This window comes from Flavobacterium amnicola (assembly GCF_004122165.1).
Lineage (GTDB): Bacteria > Bacteroidota > Bacteroidia > Flavobacteriales > Flavobacteriaceae > Flavobacterium > Flavobacterium amnicola.
The window spans coordinates 50,810-73,947 of sequence record NZ_SBKO01000002.1 but is presented as its reverse complement, the minus strand read 5'-3'; the positions used below and the strand labels follow the sequence as shown (position 1 = coordinate 73,947).

The window sequence follows — 23,138 nt, the reverse complement described above, 5'->3', positions numbered from 1 at the left end:
ACCCATGACTACGAATATTTTCCAAGATTTATATGCCAAATATAAAGACAAGCTTTCCTTGCCAAAGCCTTGGGACACTGTAGTTATTTCTATTTTAAATGTATTACTTACCCTTCCAACCTTTATTATTGCGCATCATAACTTCTTAGAGTTAGACACTCGCATTCCTATTGACAGAATTTTACTATTTATAATTATTTTTATTGTTTTTCACTATATTTTGATTGCCATTAAAAAATACATCATTATTGGCGTGTTTATTTATTTGGTAATGCTTTTCTACGGCACACTTGTGGGCGGTTATAGTTTTTACAGAGTCTATGACGATTATCGTTCAATGATGTACACGATGGGAGACAATCCGTATCCGCAGGATATCATTATCGACAAACTATTACCATTTCCGAATAAATCCAAAGTACTGAAAGCAATTGATTTCACCAATCCGAAAGTTCGGAATTTTGCCTTATCAGCAACGACCAAGCACTTCCAAGAGGCCAAGCAAATTAAAGGGTATTCCGAATACCGAAGCATTATACAAAGTTTTGCCGTTTTCAAAGAAATCAAATCGCGTTGGAATTATGTTAACGATCCAATCGGAAGCAATTATATCGCTACAGCCTCTGAAACCTTGCAACATTTTTCGGGTGATTGTGATGATCATGCCATCTTAATGGCGGCGGGTGTTAAAGCTGTGGGTGGTATTCCACGATTGATTCATACCGATGCCCACATTTATCCTGAAATTTACATCGGAACCAAACGCGACTTAGAAAATATAACCTTCCTAATTCGGAAAGTATTGTTTGTGGAAGAAAGCAAAGGAAAACAAATCCATTACCACATTGACGAACGCGGACATATTTGGCTCAACCTCGACTATACTGGAACCTATCCTGGTGGAAAATTCATGAGTGAAACCATTTTAGGTCAGTTGACGTTAAACGATTAGTCATTGCGAGGAACAAAGTGACGAAGCAATCTTTGCTACCACTCAATTTCCCTTTTCCCAACGCTCTTCAAATAGTCATTCGTTTTCAAAAAGTGATTGTTACCAAACCAAAAGCCACGGTTGGCACTTAATGGCGAAGGATGTCCTGTTTCCAAAACCAAATGCTTTTCTCGGTCGATTTTACTTCCTTTTTTGTGCGCAAAACTTCCCCAAAGCAAAAAGACCACATTCTCACAGTTTTCAGAAATGTAGTGTATGACATTATCGGTAAAAACATTCCATTTTAAATGTTTGTGACTGTTGGCCAAATCTTTACGAACGGTTAGCCCTGCATTCAAAAGCAAAATACCTTGTTGCGCCCAAGCTTCTAAATTTCCAGAAGTGGGAAAAAAGACCCTGTCGAATTCCGTATTGATTTCTGTAAAAATATTCTTCAATGACGGTGGAATAGCGACTCCATCATTCACCGAAAAACACAAACCATTCGCCTCCCCTTCTCCATGATACGGATCCTGACCAATAATCACCACTTTCAAATCGGTGATAGCAAACTGATTAAAAGCATTGAAAATCAATTTCTTGGGTGGAAAACAAACTTGGTTTTGATATTCCTCATCAACTTGTACCATCAAGTTTTTAAAATAGTCTTGGTCTGATTCTGTCTCAAAAAAAGAATGCCAGGAAGCATGAATATTGAATTGCATAAAAAATGTTTCTACAAATATAATTTTAAAAATTTCAAATGATTCATTACTAAATAAACTTCATAAAAAAGAATAACTGGAACACTTTAAAAACACAAACCATATCTTTTAATATTCGTGAATTCGTGGCTGAAAAATTCTTTGTAACTTTGAACTTTCTCAATAAAAATAATGATATCCATAAATACCAAAACACTTCAGGATTTACAATTTCAAACGGTTTTAGAAACCATTTCGGAGTTATGCATCACCGAAATTGGAACTGAAAAAGCCTTAAGCATAGCGCCTTATAAAAACGAAGTTGATTTATTGCAATCGTTGCATGAAACTTCTGAGTATCGTGCTTCGTTTGACAATAACAATGCCTTGCCCAATCACGGTTTCGAACCCATTACCAACGAAATTAAGTTTTTAGGTATTGAAGATAGTTTTCTAGAAGCCGGAAGTTTTAAAAAAATCCATTCCATTTCGGAGAACACCAATATCTTACTGCAGTTTTTAAAGAAATTTGAAGATTATTATCCTGCCTTATCCAAAAAAGCCAGCGAAATAGAAATCACAAAGGACATCCTCAAAGCCATTGATCGTGTTTTAGATAAGTATGGCGAAATAAAAGACGATGCCACTCCTGATTTACTGGAAATTCGTCGCAATATGAATGTCGTTCGTGGCAAAGTCAACCAAAGTTTCGGAATGGCGTTAAGTCAATATAACGGATTGGGTTATTTGGATGATATTCGCGAAACCGTAATGGAAAACCGCCGTGTTTTAGCGGTGTTAGCCATGTACCGTCGAAAAGTAAAAGGAACGATTCTTGGTAATTCCAAAACGGGAAGTATTGCCTATATCGAACCCGAAGCCACGTTACGTTATTCCCGAGAGCTATCGAATTTGGAATACGAAGAGCGCGAGGAAATCATCAAAATTTTAAAAGATTTAACCAATAGCATTCGTCCGTTTTTACCTTTATTGATTCAGTATCAAGATTTCTTGAGTGATATTGATGTGGTGGCAGCCAAAGCGAAATACGCGCGAAGAATCAACGGATTATTGCCGAATATTACCCAAGAACGCAGAGTTTATTTTAGAGAAGCCTTCCATCCTATTTTGTATTTGACCAACAAAGCGAAAAAGGAAGTTACCTATCCGCAAACGTTCGAGTTCACACCCGAAAACCGAATTGTAGTGATTTCGGGTCCGAATGCCGGTGGAAAAACCATTTCGATGAAAACCGTTGGTTTGTTGCAATTGATGCTGCAATCGGGTATGTTAATTCCGGTGCACGAACGCAGTGAAACCTGCTTGTTTGATCGTATCATGACTGATATTGGCGACAATCAATCGATCGAGAATCATTTGAGTACCTATAGTTACCGATTGAAAAACATGAATTACTTCTTGAAGAAATGCAATTCAAAAACCTTATTCCTGATTGACGAATTTGGAACCGGTTCCGATCCCGAATTGGGTGGCGCTTTGGCAGAAGTTTTCTTGGAAGAATTCTATCACCGTGAAGCCTTCGGAATCATTACCACGCATTATTCCAATTTAAAAATGCTGGCGAATGAATTGCCTTTTGCCACCAACGCGAACATGCTTTTTGATGAAAAATCGTTGGAACCAATGTTCAAACTGGTCTTGGGTCAAGCGGGAAGTTCCTTTACGTTTGAAGTGGCGTTGAAAAATGGTATTCCGTACGGTTTGATCAATCGTGCGAAAAAGAAAATTGAAGGTGGGAAAGTTCGTTTTGACAAAACCATAGCCACGCTGCAAAAAGAGCGTTCCAAAATGGAAAAAACGTCGTTAATTCTGAAAGAAGAAGAAACCAAAGCCCGTGAAGAAAGCAAAAAAATGGAAACCATTAATGCTAAAATTCAGGAGAAACTGGAGCGTTATCAGGAATTGTATGATGCCAATCAGCGTTTGGTGTATTTGGGACAAAAAATAGACGATATTTCGGAGAAATACTTCAATAACAAGAATAAAAAGGACTTAATTGGTGAGTTTTTGAAAATGGTGGAAATTGAAAACTCCAAACGTAAAAAACTAACCGTAAAAGAAAAGAAAGTCAAAGAAGTCGTTGAAAAACAAATCATTGAAGAAGTCAAAGTCAAAGTAGAAGAAATTCGAAAAGAGAAAAAAGAGAAAAAAGAGAAAAAAGAAAAAGCGAAGATTGAAGAAGACAACAAACCTAAAGTAATCCTTAAGGTCGGTGACCGCGTTCGTATGATCGACGGGAAGTCTATCGGTTCTATTGATAAAATTGAAAAGAAAAAAGCAACGGTGAACTATGGTATTTTCACCTCGAAAGTCGATTTGGATCAGTTGGAGTATATCCAGCCGGTTTAATGTTCAGCATTCGTTGTTCGTTGTTCATTGTTCAATATTCCTTGTTCGTTGTTCATCGTTCGTTGTTCATCGTTCGTTGTTCAAAATTACTAGTTCAATGTTGAATATTCAATTTTGAATGTTGAATGTTCAAAAAAATTAAAAAAATGGAAGGCATACCACAAGACAAAAAAATAATCCTATTTGATGGGGTGTGCAACCTTTGCAATTCCTCCGTGCAGTACATTATTAAAAGAGACCGCAAGGATCTTTTTCGGTTTGTATCGTTGCAATCGGAATTAGGGCAAAAAATCATCAAGCATTTGGGCATCTCCGACCGAAACATCGACAGTATTGTGTTGTACAGCCCTGGCAGAGCCTATTATTACAAATCGGGCGCGATTATAGAAATTGCCAAAGAACTGCCGTATTTTAATTGGTTTACGGCATTTCGCTTCGTACCCACTTCCCTACGCGATGTTATTTATGATTTTATCGCCAAAAACCGCTACCACTGGTATGGCAAACAGGAATCGTGTATGATTCCTACGCCTGAATTGAAAGGGAAGTTTTTGGAATAAAAAAAAGACGAGGTAAAACTTCGTCTTTTTTTATGAGTGAGAAAGGTTAATTATAAACCAGTGTTAATGAGTTTCAATCTTATAAATTTTAAATCTTAAACAGTTTTTGTGTTTCGATATGTCCTTCTCCTTGCAATTTTATCAAATAGAGCCCGCTCGACAGCTTTGAAATATCAATTGATTTGCTGTTACTATTGCTAATGACAATCTGACCTTTTAGGTCGATTATTTCTATTTTCTTTAATTGAAATTCTGATTGATAATCGAAGTATAGTATTGAATTCGCTGGATTAGGATAAATTCTAACGCTATTTGCAAATGCAAATTCGGAAGTTCCGAGACTTGTGCAATTAACTATGACTGGTGCGTTTTGTTGCGTTCCGGTATTGCCATTTCCCAATTGTCCATATTGATTATTCCCCCATGTTAAGGTTACAGTATTTTGCATCGCCGCACTGTTGTTGGTCATTGAGGTTATTTTAGACCAGTTAGTGTCAACACTGACCTGTTGCGGACTATGATATTGCGTAGTTGTACCATTACCAATTTGTCCAAAATCATTATCACCCCAGCCCCAAAGTGTACCATTACTTTTTAACCCTAAACTATGTTTGATCCCATCTGATATTTCAATCCAATTGGTTTCGGTTCCTATTTGTACAGGATAAAGTCTGTTTATGGTAGTTCCGTCCCCAACTTCACCTTCAAAATTAAGACCCCAACCCCATAAAGTATGGTTTGTTTTTAGTGCATGTACGTGGTATTCACCCCCAGTTGCAGATAACCAATCAGAATCGGTTCCTATTCGTTGTGGGGTATTTTTATTGGTAGTTGAGCCATCGGCAAGCATATAATAAAAGTTTTCGCCCCAGGCCCATAAAGATCCATCTTGTTTAACACCAAGGGAAAAATTTTCACCCGCGCCAATCGAACTCCATAAATCGGTTCCAATTTGAATAGGCATCAATCTATTGGTGAATGTACCATCACCGAGTTGTCCATAAAAATTACGTCCCCAACACCAAAGCGTTCCATTCGATTTTAGCGCCATGACATGATTAAATCCTCGAGCAAGACTAACCCAATCGTTATCTGTTCCTATTTGAACTGGTACTAACCTATTCGTGGTCGTTCCATCCCCTAGACCACCGTACAGATTTGAACCCCAAGACCAAAGTGTTCCATCTGTTTTTTTTGCAACATTATAATGTCCGGCTGCAACAACAGTTTCCCAATTTGATTCGGTGCCTACTTGGGCCTGTACATTTCGGCTAACTAAAGTACCGTCACCCAATTGCCCGAAGGTATTTCTACCCCATGCCCACAGCGTACCATCATTGCGCACAGCAGCAGTATGATAGCCTCCAGATGATATTGATTTCCAACATTGGGAATAGGAAAATGTGGAACATAAAAGTAATGTGAGTAGGATTTTTTTCATATTATAAATTACAAAGTAATTAGTATAATTCGTCTAGTTAAAACACAAGTGTTTTTTATATTTTTTTGATTTGGGTTGCTTCAAACACTCATGATGACATAGATTGTTGAAATTTTTTGCAAATATAAAGAAAAGTTGAAAAGAGTAAATCTTGATTTTGAAGGAAAACCCATTAATGATAAACAACTCTTACTCCTGAGTTGAAAGGGAAGTTTTTGGAGTAAGACAACTATTGAGAAGAAGCTCACAACAGCATCGAAAAATAATGCAACAAAAAAAGCCAATCTAAAACAGATTGGCTTTTTTGTTATACGTAAAATATATCTTAGATAAGATTTACATTAGTTGCAGTTGGTCCTTTTTGTCCGTTTTCTACAGAGTAAGATACCGAGTCATCCTCACGTACTGATTGGTTAAGACCTGTAACATGTACAAATACATAATTACCACCATCGTTTGGACTGATAAAACCGAAGCCTTTGGCTTCATTGAAAAACTTAATTGTTCCTTCGTTCATAAAAATATTATATTAATAAAGGACAAATGTACAGTTAATTTTTGAATATTTTTTAATAATTTATAAAAAATATTAAATTATTTTTAAAATAAGCTTTAAAAAGGCATAAATTTTTTAAATATTTTTAAATTTTAATTGGTTTACCGTGTTTCGTTGGGTACCCACGTACCTACGCGATGCTATTTATGACTTTATTGCCAAGAATCGTTACAAATGGTATGGCAAACAAGAATCCTGTATGATTCCTACGTAGGAGTTGAAGGGGAAGTTTTTGGAGTAATTAATGGATATATTATGTACGTAATTTATCAATTATGCTTGGCATAGTCGGACTACTATCTTCTTTAAGTAAACCTGAATCGGCTCTACTAAAAAGAGATTGCAAAATTAAATTTTTATCTTCATTTCCTATAGCACCTTCCTTTATAAGTGATAAATAGTACATTGTCAATTTTTCTCTTTCCTGTGCATCCCTAGCTAAGTGAAAACTTGAAAACATTGCTTTACGCAAGGATTGAACACCGAAGAATATTAATGAAATAAATGTTACAAAGACAATTGACCAACGAATTGCTGACGACTTATCCCCGTTAAAAAAACTTGCTAACATACCTTCTGGCGTTTTCCAAAGAAGAAAATATAATGAAATTCCACCCAATATTATTAAAGCAAATAATGCTCTCATAAGCATGTGCCCTTCATCTAACAATTTTTCAGCTGTGTCTTTCCAATGTTTAGCAGGTGCCTGTAATTGTAATAATTCTTTATAAGTTTGCTCAATATTCTTTCTCTCCTCATTCACCTCTTTGCTAAAATCTCTTGCTGTTGTTTGATTCAAAGAAAACCATTTATCAAACTTATCTTGATTATCCTTTTTCATACTATCAAGATTTTTAACAAAAACTTCTATTGTTTCATGTCCTTTTGTGAATAATCCTTTAAAATCTTCATCAGATTCAGTTACATATTTTTCTACTCTGTTTTTTAGAGAATTGAAAGAATTTCTCTCATGTGAAGTTCTATTTATGGTTGGGCTTTCACCTATTTTATGTAAAGCTGCGATTAATGCACCTTGAAAATATTCACTATTTGAAAAAGCAGTATAACTAGTTTTACCACTCAAGAAAACATAAGCCGCTACAAATTGTTGATTTGATTCTTTGAAGACAGAAATTAAAAATGAAGCCTCAGTCGAATCTGCTGGTATCACTTTTTGGCTATTATGAATAATTGCAGCTTGTAATTCATCAAGATGTGGATATGTAGAATTACCTCCAGATACGCTTTCAACTAATTGTTCAATTCTAACCTGAATTGTTGAAAAGTAATTTCTACTTTCTAATAATTCTGATGGCAACGCATCAAATTCATCCCATTTTTTTACCTGGTTCGTAACATACCTGTGTAATGTCGATAATCCATAAGAATTTTCGAAGTTAGAAATTGGAAATTTTAAGGTAAATTGTAAATCCCTAATTTCTGTAGCAACATTAGACTTTATAAATTTATTTATTTCTCGTGTATTCATTATCAGTAACGGTAATTTTTAATCATTTTTTTAAATTTAGTAGAATCAATTTCAATAAGTGAAACCATGGATTCAGATTTATCTATGAATAAATTTGTTATTTTTTCCCACTCTTTCAAAGGTATTTCTTGAATAATTGGTGAAATTTGATAATACTTTTCAATGTTATTATTTAATACTGTTGAGTATGAAATTTTAATATAATTATTAATTTGAAGATAACCATTTTGTTTAGTTGCTAAATCCAGATTTCTAAAATATAATCCATTCTCTTCATTATCAAATTCGTATAATAACCCTTCATTTTGATCAAACAAAGTTCCAGATGTATTTATATAATGATTAATAGGAAAAATAATTGAATCCCGTGTAGAAATTTGTTTTTCATGATAGACTAAAAATGATTTAGTATCTAGAACATCAAAATTGGAAAGTTTACTATTCTTGTTATAAATGAGCCATTTCTCTTTATAACGATATCCCAAAGTATCATTATAAACTTGTTTAGATCTAATCTCAATTTTTGGAGTATTTTCAAACTCCATTATTTTTGTTTGATTATCTGAAATATTGTTTGCTTGAATTGAAACAAAAACTGCCATAAATGATAAAAGACCAATATAAATTATTTCAAAAAATATTTTATTTTCTTCTAATTGTTCTTTTATTCTTTTTAACGAAAAATTTTTCATTTGTTGTATTGAATAGTTAAAATTTTCACTGTCTGTGATATATTGTTTGTAAAGTCTCTCCGTTTTGAAACTTCTTCGGCTAAGTGAACTATTTGTTTCTGTCTAATAAGGTTTTCAGCGGAAAATCGGTAACCGGCTTAAACAGCTCGCTATTTCATGAAACCGCTGCTAGTGATAGTTTTAAAAATCTGTTCTTAATTGTTCAACAGAAATAATACGGCTTATTAATCGCTTAACTTGTTCATGTGGATATTTAGCATTAACTTTTTCTAAAGTCTCGATAACTTTATCTCTTTCCGATTCATACTTAACTATTATGTAATTAATATCCTCAGGCGTAAATTGTAATCTTTCAGTTTCAATTTTTTTATTCTGCATATTCTTAGCTTCTGGAATTTTAGCAACAGTTATGTTTTTCAAATTACCGAATAATGGATAATCTAATTTTGGATCAATAACATATCTCCATTCTCTTTCATCTGAAAATCTATAATCTTTAATTGCTTTTTTTCCAATTCTATTTAAATCGCCTTGATAATTTTTTGTGTATCGTATTATGTCGAACCTGCATTTTTCATCACTGTCTAGTTCGGTAACTTTCGATTTTGAGGCAGTTAAATGCTTATATAAATGTAACAACATGTTTTCTGTTAACGATGAATGTTTATCGAGATATAAAACTGGATTAAGCCCACATTCTTCAGCCCATTTTTTTTTAAGTCCAATTCCATAACAGCCATAACTATCAATGTGGTTAACGATTTGCGAAAATGGAATATCACAAAATGAAACCATCGGAACTAATAAATCATATGTTTTACTTTTAGCGTTTATTATTTCTCTACAATATCTAACTTTGAAATTTTCAGTGAGAATACCTTTTAGATTTGATAGACTTTTGGTAAAATGCGTAACTGTATTTGAACTTAATCCCATTTTTTTAGATGTTGGTTAAAAATTAACGCTAAATCATAAATATTTTCTTGCTTTAAAAAAAAACACTTAAATCTTCCCAAACCTACACAATAACTATCACCTATGAAATCACCTAATTCTGGTATTTTTATCTCACTAATATTAGTGAGACATCATTAATTGCAAACATTAAAACAGTGCTTTGTTTTATTATTTTTATGATATTATTTATCATAAAACTTTGCAATTCAATAACTTAAAAACAAAACATCTCTTAAACAAATGTTAAACTTTCATATATTAATAGTAATACTATTATATTTGCGCATAATTAATTTAAATATTAAAAGTATGGAAGTCATTGTACCTTTATTATCGTTAATTGCTTTAGAAGTAATTTTAGGGATAGACAATATCATTTTTATTTCAATTTTAGCGGATAAACTTCCGCAAAGTCAAAGGAATAAATTAAGGTACTTAGGTATAGGATTAGCCATGATAATGCGTTTAGCTCTTTTGGCACTTATTAGCTGGATACTTAAATTAGATCAAATCCTCTTTACGGCATTTTCGGTAGATTTTACAGGAAAAGGAATTATTCTCATTCTTGGAGGTTTATTTCTAATTTATAAAAGCACGAAAGAAATTTATCATAAAACGGAAGAACAAAATAAATCGGATATAGTTGTACCTAAGAAAGCAAATTTTAAAAAATTATTATTGGAAGTAATTATACTTGACTTGGTCTTTTCTATCGATTCTATTATAACTGCCGTTGGAATGGTAAATGAGTTGTGGATTATGTATGCTGCCGTTGTGATAACGGTAATCATAATGTTAATTGCTTCTAAACCTATTAGTAATTTTATTCATAAACATCCTTCTTTTAAAGTCTTAGCGTTGTGCTTTTTAATGATTATTGGTGTTTCTCTTTTAGCCGAAGGATTTAACTTTGAAATTCCAAAAGGATATATTTATTTCTCAATGGCTTTTGCTTTTTTTGTGGATGTAGTTCAAATGAAAACCCTTAAAAATGTGATTCCCATTGTATTGATTTTTATGAGTACTTTAAGCTTTTCACAAGAAACAACATTCAGTACAATTAATGAGGCGTTAAAATTTCCAAGTAACGTGAAAAGACTCGATTTGAGTAATCAAAAAATCGATATCAACACAATTGATTTAAGTATATATACTAATTTAGAATATCTTAGTTTAAAAAATGAGCATCTAAAAGTATTGCCTTCTCAAATTGGTACGCTAAAAAATTTAAAAGTATTAGATTTGAGTGGAAATGAGTTTTCTCAACTTCCAATAGAATTTAAAAAACTAAGTAATTTAGAAGAAATATACTTGAATGAAGATAAAAATATTGATTTATATCAAAATATTGAAATATTAAAAGTGTTACCTCACCTCCATATTATTCATTTAGAAAATGACAATTTAAAAAATCTTCCTTCAAATTTTAATGAGTTAAAGCATTTGGAAACGTTATATTTAAATGAAAACAAATTTAAATCTATTCCAAAAGGGATTGAAGGTTTAGATCACTTGCAATATTTGAATTTAGAAAAAAACAAAATTAAAATGGAGGACCAAAATATTCAACCGTTGAACTTTGGACTAAAAATACAATTTTAATATGCAGAACTTATTATCAAACTTTAAAATCACGATCAACCCAAAGTTGTACGTCAAAGATCCTGAAACGTCTGAATTGGGACGCAAAATACTGGAACAAAGCATACTCCTAATCGACGAAATAGGCTTTGAGCACTACACCTTTAAAAAACTGGGCGAACGCATTAATTCCAATGAAAGTTCGATTTATCGCTATTTTGAAAACAAACACAAACTCCTCGTGTATTTGTCGTCGTGGTATTGGACTTGGATCGAATACAACTTGGTATTTGCCACGCAAAACATAACCGATAGCCACCAAAAACTAGAAAAAGCTATTACCATTGTCACACAAAATATTGACGATGACACGAATACCTCACATATTAATGAGGAAGTATTGCACCGCATTATTGTTTCCGAATTCAATAAAACCTTTTTAACCAAAGAAGTCGATGAAGAAAACAAAGAAGGCTTCTTTTTGGTCTATAAAAGTGTGATTAATAGAATAATCGCAATCATTCAAGAAGTGAATCCAGAGTATCAATATGCGAAAAGTTTGGCTTCTTCGGTGGTAGAAGGCGCCTTACACCAGCAATATATTAAATGGCATTTTAAAACCATTACCAGTTTTGAACCCCATAATAATGTATCGGAATTTTATATTGATTTAGTTAAAAAAGTACTAGCATGACACCGTTAAAACGTTTTAAAAAACTTATAGCCTTAGATAAAAAAGATATTTATCAAATCTTTCTCTACGCCATATTTGCGGGAATCATCAGTTTGTCGTTGCCGCTGGGCATTCAATCGATCATTAACTTTATTCAAGCCGGAAAAATTAGCACGTCTTGGATGGTTTTGGTCGTGATTGTGGTATTAGGGGTGAGTTTGGTCGGCATTTTAAAAATCATGCAGTTCCGTATTTCCGAAAACTTGCAGCAAAAAATATTTGTGCGCTCTTCATTCGAATTGGCGTATCGTTTTCCAAAAATCAAACAAAGTGAGTATTACAATCAGTACCCACCCGAATTGGCGAATCGTTTTTTTGATACCTTAAACATTCAAAAAGGGGTTTCAAAATTATTACTAGACAGTTCTACTGCCCTATTGCAAATTTTATTTGGGATTGTATTACTATCGCTGTATCATTCTTTCTTTATTTTCTTCGGAGTGATACTATTAGTGCTGTTGTATTTTATTTATAGAGCCAATTTCGAAATTGGACTTACGACCAGTTTAAAAGAATCGAAATACAAATACAAAGTAGCGCATTGGTTGCAGGAAATTGCTCGCAATCATATTAGTTTTAAAAATGTGCATGCTTTCGAATTTTCTCTAGCAAAAAATGATGCCATTGTCAGCGAATATTTAGGCTACCGAGAAAAACATTTCAAAGTCCTTAAAAAACAATTCATACAATTAATCGGATTCAAGGTGTTACTGACGGCTGGTTTGTTAATCGTAGGAGGCTTGTTGGTTTTAAATCAGCAAATGAATATCGGTCAGTTCGTAGCGGCAGAAATTGTGATTTTATCGATCATTGCGGCAGTGGAAAAATTGTTTTCGGGATTGGAATTGTTTTATGATGTCCTGACTTCTTTAGAAAAAATTGGACAGGTCGTGGACATGGAAATTGAAGAAAACAATGTCAATTCTAAATATTCATTGGGAGAAAATACGTCTTTTAGTATTGAAACCAAAGACTTAACCTATTACTACCCAAATAGCGAACTTCCAACGATTTCGGGGGTAAATCTCAAAATTGAAGCCGGAGACAAAGTGGTCTTAAAAGGAGAAAATGGATCGGGAAAAACTACTTTATTGCGATTGTTGGCGCGCTTGTTCGAACCTAGTTCGGGAACGCTATACATTAACGATACTAACTCCAAATTGCTTTCTTTGGAAGCATACCGTTCTAAAATTGGGTTTATCGCTTTAAACGAAAGTCCGTTTGACGGTACCATTTACGAGAATATTACCAATAATAATCCAGCTATCACTTTAGAACAAGTACATGACGTTTTAGAAAAAGTAAAATTAACAGAGAACATTAAAAACCTTCCCAAAGGATTAGACACGCATTTATTTCCACAGGGAAAACAAATTAATTCTTCTGTGATTCAGAAAATTATGCTTGCGCGATGCATCATTAACAACCCACAAGTACTATTCTTGGAAGATCCAATTGATAAAGCTGATGAAACAACCGCCAAAGCCATTATTGATTTCCTAACGAGTCCAGAGAACAAGTGGACATTAGTTGTCGTGGCGAAGCATCCGTATTGGGAGGAAAAATGTAACAAAACAATTGCACTGGTTTAATTGTTAAACGATAAATGAATTACGATGCTAAATATTACGAACAATAGAATCGAAAAATTAATTGACTTATCGAAATACCAATCGACATTGGTTTTTGCAGATAAAGGTCAATATAAGATCATTAGAAAAATTCTTTTAGCTACGGCTTTACTAGTGGTATTAGGCTTGTTTATGCCGTGGACGCAAAACATTAAAGGAAGCGGCTTTGTCACTACTTTAAAACCCAACCAACGCCCGCAGGAAATTCAAACAGCCATTGCCGGAAGAATTGAAAAATGGTATGTACAGGAAGGCGATTTTGTCAAAAAAGGCGACACTATTTTATTCATCTCTGAAATTAAGGAAGATTATCTTGATCCAAATTTGGTAGAAAATACGGGGAATCAAGTCAAAGCTAAAGAAAGTGCTGTGCAATCTTATGAGCAAAAAGCAAAAGCATTGGACATGCAAATCAGTGCGATTACTAACGAAAAAGGTTTGAAATTTCAACAAGCCAAAAACAAATTACAGCAAGCCTATCTTAAGGTAAAAAGTGATAGTATCGAATTTGAAGCGGCAAAAACACAACTCAAAATCAGTCGAACGCAATACAACCGATCGGTAACACTGAATAAAGAAGGTTTGAAACCAGTATCGGATGTGGAAGAAAAACGAATGAAATTGCAGGATACTGAAGCCAAAATAATTACGTCAGAAAACAAATACATAGCGAGCAAAAATGACGTATTAAACGCAACCATGGAATTAAGCCGAATCAATGCCGAATATTCCGAAAAAAATGCCAAAGCAAGTAGTGACAAACAAACCGCTTTGAGTGCTCAATTTGATACGGAAGCGCAAGTGAACAAGTTAAAAAATCAGTATAAAAATTATCAAATCCGAAATGGCCTGTATTACATCACGGCACCACAAGATGGCTATGTAAATAGAGCCATTCGTTCTGGAATTGGTGAAACCATGAAAGAAGGAACACCAGTTGTGAGTATAATGCCAGCTAATTTTGATATCGCAGTAGAAACGTATATCGATCCTATCGATTTTCCTTTAATCAATAAAGGCGAAAAAATTAGAGTTTGGTTTGACGGCTGGCCCACCATCATTTTTAGTGGGTGGCCTGGGGCTTCCTATGGCACCTATGGCGGTGTTATTGTAGCCAAAGAAAACTTCATCAGTCAAAATGGTAAATACCGTATACTGATTGCGCCAGACGCTGCTGATAAAAAATGGCCGGAACTCTTAAGTATTGGTGCGGGAGCACAAACGTTGGCTTTACTCAATGATGTGCCTATCTGGTTTGAAATTTGGCGTACACTTAATGGTTTTCCACCTAATTTTTATAAAGTTGAAAATGCTAAGAAAGATGAACAAAAAAAATAGTTTTCTGCTTGCTTTGTTTTTACTCGTTTGGTCTGGTTTTTCACAATCCAAAGAATTAACCTATAACGAATTCTTGGGCTATGTCAAAAAGTACCATCCATTAGTCAAACAAGCCAATCTGAATATTACCGAAGCACAAGTACAATTGATGCAAGCTCGAGGTGCCTTTGATCCTAAAATCGAAATAGATTATGACAAAAAGGAATTTAAAGATAAAAATTATTATTCCCTCTTTAATGGAAGTTTTAAAATTCCGACTTGGTATGGCATTGAAATAAAAGGAGCTTTTGACAATAACGAAGGTATTTATGTGAATCCTGAAATGAATACGCCCAACCAAGGATTAACTTCTGTAGGAGTATCAATTCCTATTGGACAAGGTTTATTTGTCAATCAACGAATGGCTGACATTAGAAAAGCAAAACTGGCTCAATCTTTAAATACTGCCGAACGTGATTTACAAGCACTAGAAATTATTTACGAAGCGTCGTTGCGCTATTTTGATTGGAAACGACATTACGACGAAGTAAAACTGTATGAAAACTATTTAAAAAATGCCGAACTTCGCTACAAAGGGGTTAGTAAATTGATTGAACAAGGTGACAAGCCTGCCATAGATAGCATTGAAGCGGGTATAGTCGTTAAAAGTCGAAAACTGAATTTGGAAGATGCCAATTTGAAACTAACAAAATCGCGATTGGCGTTATCGAATTATGTTTGGACAGTAGATGCGATTCCATTAGAGATTTCCGAAACACTTTCACCAGAAAGCAATTTGAAAAATACCATTGAAGAAGTCCTCAATTATAAAAAATTCAATGCTTTTATCGCTGAAAACCATCCCAAAATTCAAGCTTGGAATACTAAAATAAATATGTTAGAAATTGATAGAAAAGTAAAGGCAAATGCATTATTACCCAAAGTAGACTTGAGTTATAATTATTTATCCGAACCAAGTAATTTTAACCAATATCGATTTCAAGATTACAAGCTAGGAGTCAATTTTAGTATGCCGATATTTTTACGAAAAGAACGTGCTGGGTTAAAATTGGCACAACTTAAAATTCAAGATTCAAAATATAGCTTAGAATTTGAGAGCATTCAATTGCAAAACAAAGTCAAAGCACAAGAGCAAGAAATAGTTTCACTAAAAAAGCAATTGGACTATACGAATCGCTTAGTATCCGATTATGACGTAATGCTTAAAGGAGAAGATCGATTATTTGAAATTGGAGAAAGCTCTTTGTTTGTCATCAATTCTAGAGAAAATTCTTTAGTGAGTGCTCAAATCAACAACATTGCAATGGAAAATAGATGGTATACCGCTATTATTAGTTTGTATCAATCGTATGGTAAACCCGAATTGTAATTACCTTTTATAGGATAAAAAAAGACGAAGCAATACTTCGTCTTTTTTTATTAAAAGGATTCGTTATAGATTGAAATTGATGCCCAGTATAATGTTTCTTCCCATATTGGCAATGCCGTCGGCTTTTAATCGGGACAAATGTGACACATAATTTCTATTCAAAAGATTATTCGCATTTAGGGTGGTTTCAAATTTAAAATTTCCGAAAGTAATTTTGCCACCCAATCCAAAATTCAATAAGGTATAATCAAGTGTTTTCGTTTCAAAAGGCGAAATGTTGTTTTGCGCCAATGTGGTTTCAACTGCAGTGTTTATATAACCGTCGGTAACCGTTTTACCTAGTTTAAAATCGGCACGCACGTTGGTATTCCATTTGTTGGCAGGAATTAAAGGCAGGTTGTCACCGTTATCGTTTTCAGCAGTCACACTTTCAAAACTAGACGTCAAATGCAACCAATCGATAGGATGTGGATGAATGTGGATGCCCGCTTCACCACCAAACAATTTGGCATTGTCTTGTACATAATTATAAACATCATTATCGTCTATTACATCGCCAGTGGGTGCGATAAAAATATAATTAGCAATATGGTTATAAAATCCGTTTACAAAGACTTCAAAATGCTCATTCCCATATTCCAAATTCAAATCGGCTTGAATATTTTGTTCGTTTTTAAGGTTTGTATTTCCAATTTCATAACGGTTACTGCCTTCGTGGACTCCGTTAGACGTTAACTCTGCTAAGTTTGGCGCACGAAATCCTGACGCTACATTTACTCGCATCGTTATTTTTTCAGTTAGATTGGTTTTATAGCCCAAGGAAGCATTAAAACTAGTAAACTGCTTGTCAATAGCTTCAAAATAACCTTCCTCTCCTATTACACCGTGGTTTTCGGTAGTGATGGTGCGACTGTCGAAACGAATTCCGGCTTGAATCACGTTTTTATTCCATTCGTAATTGGTGGTGATTAATCCGCCCAAGTCTTTGGTCGTCGCATTCGGAATTAATAATTCTTCGCCCAAATTGTCATTGGTTTGATTCATTCCTTGTACGCCGACAATCGTTTCAAAATTTCCAAACTTCGGAAGGAAATACTTCAAATCATAATTCAACGTTTGCAAATTCATGTCCAATAACGGAACATTCGAATCTTCAAACTCTTTTCTTTTGTTGGAAATGTATCCGAAATCGGCTTCAATTTTCGAATTTTTCAAGAAAAAAGTATTGTGCAAACTCATAATTTGTCCTAAAACGCCTTGACGTGGAAAATCAGGATTTCGTTTGGTGGTTTGATCTCCCACTTCTTCTGGCAAGCCTAAAGCCAGGTTGTTGATGTTGTAACGGAACGTACTCGAGAATTTCGAGTTGGCATAGCCCACACCAATTTTGGCATCGGTTTCTTCAAAACGGGTATTGGTCACACGAGTGCCATCGGCTACTTTATAATCGGCATGTGAATTATAACCACCACGGACTAAAAATTTCCAATTTTCGGAAGAAGATTTTAAACCAAATGAAGTGTTAGAACCCATAGTATTACTAAAGTATTTCTGACTTAAATCAGCCTGATACGTGTTGGCTTTGGCAAACTTCTCAGGATTCAAATACAACACACCACCCAAAGCATCGGAACCATACAATAAAGAGGCAGGCCCTTTGATGATTTCAACACTTTCCACACCACTGTCGCTCAAACCCAATCCGTGCTCTTCGCCAAATTGTTGGTTTTCTAGACGTACACCCTGCGAATAGACCAAGACGCGATTGCCGCTTAAACCTCTAATGACAGGCTTTCCAATAGAAGTTCCAGTAGAAATTTGTGATACTCCTGGAATGGTAGCCAAACCTTCAATTAAGGTAGCCGCTCCTTTTTGTTGTAGGGCTTTAATGGAACTGTGCTCGACTTTCATGACGTTTTGCGATTGCACTTTATTGAATTTAGTAGAAAGGATAACTTCTTCAATATGGTGTGTATGTTCTTCTTCTAAAGTAATATCAAGAACTATTTCTTTATTGATTGCAATTACAGATGATTGTGTGTCAAAATTTGGATGGGAAAAAGAAATGGTAAAATTTCCGCTCGGAAGATTGGTAATACTATATTCTCCTTTTTCATTTGTGGTAGTTTCTTTGTGCAATTCGGGGAAGGAAACCATTACACCTTCAATGGTATTTTTAGTAGGATCTGTAACGGTACCTTTTATAGTATTTTGTGCCGATACAAATATCGAAAACCCTAGAAAAAGGGCTAGTAAAATGTATTTCATGAGATTTTGATTATTGTTAAATAAGAAAACTCCAATTGATTCTTATACAGAATAATTGAATTAAATAATTTAAGCAGTAATCGAAGGTGGTCCACGGGAATTTAAAGCACTACCAGAGAAAAAAATTAATTTTTCACCGTAACCAAACAAACTGATAGTATTGTACTCGATCGAAATAGGAATTTCGAAAGAAATAAAGTCGGTAAACGTAAAATTATTAAAACTGTACTCACAACTAAAACAATGATCAAAATCGGTGTGAGCGTGAGAAATTACAGTATGGGAATGATCGTATTGATGCGCACAATGTTCTGTACTTAATTGTTTCACCAAATGTTCAAATGAATGCACCGATTGGAAGGTTATGGCGAACAATAACGCTCCTAAAAGGGAAAAACTAAATATGTTTATTTTTTTATTCATTTGAAACAAATATAATAACAAAAAACAAATCCGCTCAACAAAATGTTAAACGGATTTTAAATATTATAAAAATGGATAGGTTATACCAATTTGTGCTCCACTAAATATTCTGCAATTTGTACGGCATTGGTTGCAGCTCCTTTACGCAAGTTGTCAGCAACAATCCACATGTTTAAGGTATTCGGCTGACTTTCATCACGACGGATACGGCCTACAAATACGTCATTTTTACCTTCTGCATATAATGGCATTGGGAATGTGAATGTATCGATATTATCTTGTACGGTAATTCCAGAAGTATGGTGTAAAATAGAACGCACTTCATTCACTTCGAAATCATTTTCAAACTCCACATTTACCGCTTCACTATGACCACCCACTACTGGAACACGAACTGCTGTAGCCGTTACAGCTATCGTTCTGTCATCAAGGATTTTTTGAGTTTCTCTAACCAATTTCATTTCTTCTTTGGTATAACCGTTGTCTTCAAAAACATCACATTGCGGAATTAAATTACGGTGAATTGGGTATTTGTACGCCATTTCGCCTTGAATTCCAGCATATTCATTTTCCAATTGTTTAACCGCTTTAACTCCAGTTCCTGTAATCGATTGATAGGTAGAAACAATGACACGTTTGATATCGTATTTTTTATGTAGTGGTGCTAAAGTCATCACCAACTGAATCGTAGAACAGTTCGGATTGGCAATAATCTTATCTTCTTTTGTCAAAACGGAAGCATTAATTTCAGGAACCACTAGTTTTTTAGTCGGATCCATTCTCCATGCAGAAGAATTATCAATAACGGTAGTGCCTGCTGCTGCAAATTTAGGAGCCCATTCTTTAGACGTATCTCCACCTGCCGAAAATATAGCAATATCAGCTTTCATGTCTACAGCTGTTTGCATTCCCACTACTTTATAGGCTTTACCCATATATTCCACTTCCTTCCCTACTGATTTCTCAGAAGCAACAGGAATTAATTCGGTTACAGGAAAATTTCTTTCTGCTAAGACTTTAAGCATAACTTCGCCTACCATTCCGGTAGCACCTACTACGGCTATTTTCATTGTATGGAGTGTGTTTAAATTTTATTTGACAAAAGTAAATAATAATTGTTTTTAAAATACGAGTTAACAAATTTTTACAATATGTTAAAAAATAAAATCATGAAAAAGGAAAAACCGCATCTATCAAGGGGAACATAAACTTATATTTACGAAATGATAACATCAGAAGGTCATCAAATAAACTGTAAACAAATATTTTTGTCAAAAAAATACGAAACACCAACAAACTAAAAAAAATGAAAAAAATGCTTTTTATGTTGTTATGCGTGGGGATGCATAACGTACTGTTTTCACAAACAACACTGGTGAATACTGGTTCCTCTTGGAAATATTTAGACAATGGTTCCAATCAAGGCAATGCTTGGACCGCCACTACAATTAATGAAACCGGTTGGGCACAAGGGAATGCACAACTAGGTTACGGAGACGGAGACGAAACAACCATTGTTAGTTTCGGTGGAAATGCTTCAAATAAGCATATCACCACTTACTTTAGAAAAACCTTTACCATAGCCGATGCTAGTTTGTTTTTAAACTATACACTACGAGTAAAAAGAGACGACGGTGTTGCTGTTTATGTTAATGGTACTGAAGTGTACAGAGATAATTTAGCCGCTGGTGCCTCGTATACTACTTTGGCGTCTTTAGCGAGTGATGATGGTGCAGGTTTTCAAACGGCGACATTACCAATTGGAACTTTCGTAACCGGAAGTAATACAATTGCGGTTGAAATTCATCAAAACGTAGCCAATAGCTCCGACATCAGTTTCGATTTAGAATTACTTGGAAATACTTCTGCTCCGCCATCTCTTACACAAAAACACATTCGTTGGGGAACGACCAAAAATCCATTGGAAGGATTAACCATAGCTTGGACAAATTCAACTGCAGCAACAACTGACCAAATTAAATGGGGATATACTACAGGTTACGAACAAGGAACCACCAATGTTACTTCGAGAGCCGGTTATGCTGCTGCAACCAATAAGTTTTTCAGCTTTACTTTTCCGGGTGTGTTAACTTCAAATGCTACTATCTACTATTCGTTATTTGATTCGGTTTCTGGCAATTGGTCAGCACAAAAAACCTATACTACTTCACCTCCATTGAATACCAATACTTTTTCTTTTGCCGCTGTGGGTGATAGCAGAACAAATGTTGGGGTTTGGAATACGATTGCAACTTTAATCAATAATAGAAATCCTGCATTTGTAGTATTTAACGGAGATATCGTCGATACTGGAAGTTCTAATTCGCAATGGGACGCCTGGTTTGATAATGGAACCAATTTAATTGAAAACAAAATGATACTACACGCACAAGGCAATCACGATGTGGCGGCGGCCTCTTATTATCAGAATATTTTTGATTTACCAAAAAACAATGTTCCTACAACCGAATTGTATTATTCAGTAGAGTATGGAGAAGCTATTTTTATTTGTTTGAATTCAGAAACGCCAGGCGATGCTGCTCAACGCACTTGGTTGCATAATACGTTGATTGCCAATGCAGGTAAAAAATGGAAAATTATATCCTTCCACCGACCTTTCTATACGGTTGGACCGCATGCAGGCGAAATGGACAGCTATTGGAATACTTGGTTTAAAGATTTTGATGATTATGGTGTAGATTTAATTTTAACAGGTCACGATCATTTGTACGAACGATTCAAACCCATCAATAGAAATATAAGCACTACAAATGCAGTAGCCAATTATGGAAGTTTGCCAACCGAAGGCAGATGTCAAGTAGTTTGTGGTGGTGCTGGTGCTCCTTTGTATACGGCAGGAACCTCTTCCCTATTGCAAACTTTTAAATCCGATTATCATTATGTGATGTTTGACGTGACCAACACAACGCTTTGCGGAACGGTTTACGACGATTCGAATACTTCTATAGATAATTTCTGCATCAACAAACCGTATTTAACGACTGACGCTCCTAAAGGCATTTTTTATCCGATAAAATTATATCCAAATCCAGTAAAAGATGTGTTCAAAGTAGAGTATTCTTCTCCAAATACCGGAGACGTAACCATCAGTATTTATGACATAAAAGGAAAACTGGTAGCAACAGAAAAAACTACGAAATCAGCTACTGAGTTTACTTATAGCTATAATGCATCTGCATTAACTGCTGGAGTCTATGCTTTTGAAATTCAAATGGAAAATCAAAAAGATAGTTCAATTTTAATTAAAAAATAGTTCAGTACGATGGATAAAATTCTTGAAAAGTGCATTAGAGTTGGTGTTTTCGGAACGTTTTTAGGTCATGGAATAGTAGCACTTGGTATCAATCCAAAATGGATTCCGTTATTGACTTGTTTCGGATTTAGCGAAAGTCAAGCCATTACTTTAATGCCTTATATTGGAATTGTGGATATTATAGTCGCCATTTTGGTTTTATTCTATCCCATTCGCGCAGTAGTGGGATGGGCCATTTTGTGGGCATTTATGACGGCTTTGAGTCGACCCATTTCAGGAGAATCTATCGTAGAATTTATCGAAAGATCGTCCAACTGGTGCTTACCTCTAGTCCTTCTGATACTATTAGGAGTACCGCAAAAAGCCAAAAGTTGGCTCACCGTTAGAGAATAAAAAAAGGAGGACTTAGGTCCTCCTTTTTATTTATATACAGATTCTTATTTTTTAAGTAAGTCTCTAATTTGAGTCAATAATTCTTCTTGAGAAGGTCCTGCTGGTGCCGCTGGAGCTTCTTCGGCTTTCTTCTTCATTCCATTAAGGCCTTTAACTAATAAGAAAATCACAAATGCAATAACTAAAAAGCTAATGATTGCAGCTAAAAATTTACCATACAGAATTCCTCCATCGGTTTTTAAGCCCGCTAAATCTTCCACTTGTGCAGCCTTAAGCGCTGGATTTAAAAGTGCTGGAGTAATTACATCTCCAACAAGAGAAGTTACAATTCCGCTAAATGCACCTCCAATAATAACCCCTACGGCTAAATCCATTACATTGCCTTTTGCAATAAAATCTTTAAATTCAGAAATCATTCCCATAATCAA

General features: G+C 34.7%; 20 protein-coding genes and 1 pseudogene. 11 read left to right on the top strand and 10 right to left on the bottom strand.

Features of this window, described 5'->3' with window-relative positions:
* Positions 1-4 precede the first annotated feature (4 nt).
* Positions 5-952, top strand: coding sequence for a transglutaminase-like domain-containing protein (locus tag EQG63_RS05825; RefSeq protein WP_129435420.1), 948 nt, complete (start codon positions 5-7; stop codon positions 950-952).
* A gap of 35 nt (positions 953-987) precedes the next feature.
* On the opposite strand, the gene ung is transcribed toward EQG63_RS05825, so the two are convergent.
* A complete protein-coding gene (gene ung, locus EQG63_RS05820) occupies positions 988-1,656 on the bottom strand; it encodes a uracil-DNA glycosylase (protein WP_129435419.1) in 669 nt (222 codons plus the stop codon).
* Positions 1,657-1,827: 171 nt separating this feature from the next.
* Here ung and EQG63_RS05815 point away from each other — a divergent pair, with 171 nt between their 5' ends.
* Both EQG63_RS05815 and EQG63_RS05810 read left to right on the top strand, forming a co-directional pair.
* Positions 1,828-4,005, top strand: a complete 2,178-nt coding sequence (locus EQG63_RS05815; RefSeq protein WP_129435418.1) for an endonuclease MutS2 — start codon at positions 1,828-1,830, stop codon at positions 4,003-4,005.
* A gap of 146 nt (positions 4,006-4,151) precedes the next feature.
* Positions 4,152-4,565 carry a thiol-disulfide oxidoreductase DCC family protein gene (locus tag EQG63_RS05810; protein WP_129435417.1) on the top strand — a complete coding sequence of 138 codons (414 nt, stop codon included), beginning with the start codon at positions 4,152-4,154 and terminating at the stop codon, positions 4,563-4,565.
* A gap of 88 nt (positions 4,566-4,653) precedes the next feature.
* Here EQG63_RS05810 and EQG63_RS05805 read toward each other — a convergent pair whose 3' ends face one another.
* Together EQG63_RS05805 and EQG63_RS05800 are read right to left on the bottom strand one after the other, a co-directional pair.
* Positions 4,654-6,006: a T9SS type A sorting domain-containing protein gene (locus tag EQG63_RS05805; protein WP_129435416.1), complete on the bottom strand. Its 1,353-nt coding sequence runs from the start codon at positions 6,004-6,006 to the stop codon at positions 4,654-4,656.
* A gap of 325 nt (positions 6,007-6,331) precedes the next feature.
* Positions 6,332-6,523: a cold-shock protein gene (locus EQG63_RS05800; RefSeq protein WP_129435415.1), complete on the bottom strand. Its 192-nt coding sequence runs from the start codon at positions 6,521-6,523 to the stop codon at positions 6,332-6,334.
* Between the two features lie 130 nt (positions 6,524-6,653).
* Between EQG63_RS05800 and EQG63_RS05795 the strand changes: the two are divergent.
* A pseudogene (locus EQG63_RS05795) lies at positions 6,654-6,776 on the top strand (DCC1-like thiol-disulfide oxidoreductase family protein); the annotation flags it as partial.
* Positions 6,777-6,815: 39 nt separating this feature from the next.
* On the opposite strand, the gene EQG63_RS05790 reads toward EQG63_RS05795, so the two are convergent.
* The 3 genes from EQG63_RS05790 to EQG63_RS05780 all read right to left on the bottom strand — a co-directional run bounded on the left by EQG63_RS05790 (position 6,816) and on the right by EQG63_RS05780 (position 9,679).
* Complete coding sequence (locus EQG63_RS05790; RefSeq protein ID WP_129435414.1) at positions 6,816-8,051, bottom strand: DUF6161 domain-containing protein; 1,236 nt, start codon at positions 8,049-8,051, stop codon at positions 6,816-6,818.
* Between the two features lie 2 nt (positions 8,052-8,053).
* Positions 8,054-8,743, bottom strand: coding sequence for a hypothetical protein (locus EQG63_RS05785; protein ID WP_129435413.1), 690 nt, complete (start codon positions 8,741-8,743; stop codon positions 8,054-8,056).
* A 180-nt stretch (positions 8,744-8,923) separates the two neighbouring features.
* On the bottom strand, positions 8,924-9,679 hold the full coding sequence (locus EQG63_RS05780) for an abortive infection system antitoxin AbiGi family protein (RefSeq protein ID WP_129435412.1): 756 nt from the start codon (positions 9,677-9,679) through the stop codon (positions 8,924-8,926).
* A gap of 261 nt (positions 9,680-9,940) precedes the next feature.
* Between EQG63_RS05780 and EQG63_RS05775 the strand changes: the two genes are divergently transcribed.
* Genes EQG63_RS05775 through EQG63_RS05755 form a run of 5 tightly spaced genes read left to right on the top strand, consistent with a single transcriptional unit; the run spans position 9,941 to position 16,352 of the window.
* Complete coding sequence (locus EQG63_RS05775; RefSeq protein WP_129435410.1) at positions 9,941-11,302, top strand: TerC family protein; 1,362 nt, start codon at positions 9,941-9,943, stop codon at positions 11,300-11,302.
* A gap of 1 nt (position 11,303) precedes the next feature.
* A complete protein-coding gene (locus tag EQG63_RS05770) occupies positions 11,304-11,975 on the top strand; it encodes a TetR/AcrR family transcriptional regulator (protein ID WP_129435408.1) in 672 nt (223 codons plus the stop codon).
* The gene (locus tag EQG63_RS05765) at positions 11,972-13,606 is read left to right on the top strand and encodes a peptidase domain-containing ABC transporter (RefSeq protein WP_129435406.1); all 1,635 of its coding nucleotides are present in this window, start codon (positions 11,972-11,974) and stop codon (positions 13,604-13,606) included. The genes EQG63_RS05770 and EQG63_RS05765 overlap by 4 nt, the downstream gene beginning before the upstream one ends.
* 24 nt (positions 13,607-13,630) lie before the next feature.
* The gene (locus EQG63_RS05760) at positions 13,631-14,983 is read left to right on the top strand and encodes an HlyD family secretion protein (RefSeq protein WP_129435404.1); all 1,353 of its coding nucleotides are present in this window, start codon (positions 13,631-13,633) and stop codon (positions 14,981-14,983) included.
* Positions 14,967-16,352, top strand: coding sequence for a TolC family protein (locus EQG63_RS05755; RefSeq protein ID WP_129435402.1), 1,386 nt, complete (start codon positions 14,967-14,969; stop codon positions 16,350-16,352). Before EQG63_RS05760 ends, EQG63_RS05755 begins: the two co-directional genes overlap by 17 nt.
* 63 nt (positions 16,353-16,415) lie before the next feature.
* On the opposite strand, the gene EQG63_RS05750 is transcribed toward EQG63_RS05755, so the two are convergent.
* From EQG63_RS05750 to EQG63_RS05740, 3 genes are all read right to left on the bottom strand, one after another.
* The gene (locus tag EQG63_RS05750; RefSeq protein WP_129435401.1) at positions 16,416-18,620 is read right to left on the bottom strand and encodes a TonB-dependent receptor; all 2,205 of its coding nucleotides are present in this window, start codon (positions 18,618-18,620) and stop codon (positions 16,416-16,418) included.
* Between the two features lie 69 nt (positions 18,621-18,689).
* Positions 18,690-19,043 (bottom strand): hypothetical protein, encoded by a 354-nt coding sequence (locus EQG63_RS05745; protein WP_129435399.1) that lies wholly within the window; start codon positions 19,041-19,043, stop codon positions 18,690-18,692.
* Between the two features lie 80 nt (positions 19,044-19,123).
* Positions 19,124-20,113 carry an aspartate-semialdehyde dehydrogenase gene (locus EQG63_RS05740; RefSeq protein ID WP_129435397.1) on the bottom strand — a complete coding sequence of 330 codons (990 nt, stop codon included), beginning with the start codon at positions 20,111-20,113 and terminating at the stop codon, positions 19,124-19,126.
* 236 nt (positions 20,114-20,349) lie between these two features.
* Between EQG63_RS05740 and EQG63_RS05735 the strand changes: the two genes are divergently transcribed.
* Together EQG63_RS05735 and EQG63_RS05730 are read left to right on the top strand one after the other, a co-directional pair.
* Positions 20,350-22,317 (top strand): T9SS type A sorting domain-containing protein, encoded by a 1,968-nt coding sequence (locus EQG63_RS05735; RefSeq protein WP_129435395.1) that lies wholly within the window; start codon positions 20,350-20,352, stop codon positions 22,315-22,317.
* Between the two features lie 9 nt (positions 22,318-22,326).
* A complete protein-coding gene (locus EQG63_RS05730; RefSeq protein ID WP_129435393.1) occupies positions 22,327-22,710 on the top strand; it encodes a hypothetical protein in 384 nt (127 codons plus the stop codon).
* A 44-nt stretch (positions 22,711-22,754) separates the two neighbouring features.
* Here the strand turns inward: EQG63_RS05730 and mscL are convergent, their stop codons facing one another.
* On the bottom strand, positions 22,755-23,132 hold the full coding sequence (mscL, locus tag EQG63_RS05725; protein ID WP_129435391.1) for a large conductance mechanosensitive channel protein MscL: 378 nt from the start codon (positions 23,130-23,132) through the stop codon (positions 22,755-22,757).
* Positions 23,133-23,138: the final 6 nt, after the last annotated feature.

Bases quoted from the DNA above. Each gene is read 5' to 3' on its own strand.
- EQG63_RS05825 (WP_129435420.1), top strand. From the start codon at position 5: ATGACTACGAATATTTTCCAAGATTTATATGCCAAATATAAAGACAAG.
- ung (WP_129435419.1), bottom strand. From the start codon at position 1,656: ATGCAATTCAATATTCATGCTTCCTGGCATTCTTTTTTTGAGACAGAA.
- EQG63_RS05815 (WP_129435418.1), top strand. From the start codon at position 1,828: ATGATATCCATAAATACCAAAACACTTCAGGATTTACAATTTCAAACG.
- EQG63_RS05810 (WP_129435417.1), top strand. From the start codon at position 4,152: ATGGAAGGCATACCACAAGACAAAAAAATAATCCTATTTGATGGGGTG.
- EQG63_RS05805 (WP_129435416.1), bottom strand. From the start codon at position 6,006: ATGAAAAAAATCCTACTCACATTACTTTTATGTTCCACATTTTCCTAT.
- EQG63_RS05800 (WP_129435415.1), bottom strand. From the start codon at position 6,523: ATGAACGAAGGAACAATTAAGTTTTTCAATGAAGCCAAAGGCTTCGGT.
- EQG63_RS05790 (WP_129435414.1), bottom strand. From the start codon at position 8,051: ATGAATACACGAGAAATAAATAAATTTATAAAGTCTAATGTTGCTACA.
- EQG63_RS05785 (WP_129435413.1), bottom strand. From the start codon at position 8,743: ATGAAAAATTTTTCGTTAAAAAGAATAAAAGAACAATTAGAAGAAAAT.
- EQG63_RS05780 (WP_129435412.1), bottom strand. From the start codon at position 9,679: ATGGGATTAAGTTCAAATACAGTTACGCATTTTACCAAAAGTCTATCA.
- EQG63_RS05775 (WP_129435410.1), top strand. From the start codon at position 9,941: ATGTTAAACTTTCATATATTAATAGTAATACTATTATATTTGCGCATA.
- EQG63_RS05770 (WP_129435408.1), top strand. From the start codon at position 11,304: ATGCAGAACTTATTATCAAACTTTAAAATCACGATCAACCCAAAGTTG.
- EQG63_RS05765 (WP_129435406.1), top strand. From the start codon at position 11,972: ATGACACCGTTAAAACGTTTTAAAAAACTTATAGCCTTAGATAAAAAA.
- EQG63_RS05760 (WP_129435404.1), top strand. From the start codon at position 13,631: ATGCTAAATATTACGAACAATAGAATCGAAAAATTAATTGACTTATCG.
- EQG63_RS05755 (WP_129435402.1), top strand. From the start codon at position 14,967: ATGAACAAAAAAAATAGTTTTCTGCTTGCTTTGTTTTTACTCGTTTGG.
- EQG63_RS05750 (WP_129435401.1), bottom strand. From the start codon at position 18,620: ATGAAATACATTTTACTAGCCCTTTTTCTAGGGTTTTCGATATTTGTA.
- EQG63_RS05745 (WP_129435399.1), bottom strand. From the start codon at position 19,043: ATGAATAAAAAAATAAACATATTTAGTTTTTCCCTTTTAGGAGCGTTA.
- EQG63_RS05740 (WP_129435397.1), bottom strand. From the start codon at position 20,113: ATGAAAATAGCCGTAGTAGGTGCTACCGGAATGGTAGGCGAAGTTATG.
- EQG63_RS05735 (WP_129435395.1), top strand. From the start codon at position 20,350: ATGAAAAAAATGCTTTTTATGTTGTTATGCGTGGGGATGCATAACGTA.
- EQG63_RS05730 (WP_129435393.1), top strand. From the start codon at position 22,327: ATGGATAAAATTCTTGAAAAGTGCATTAGAGTTGGTGTTTTCGGAACG.
- mscL (WP_129435391.1), bottom strand. From the start codon at position 23,132: ATGGGAATGATTTCTGAATTTAAAGATTTTATTGCAAAAGGCAATGTA.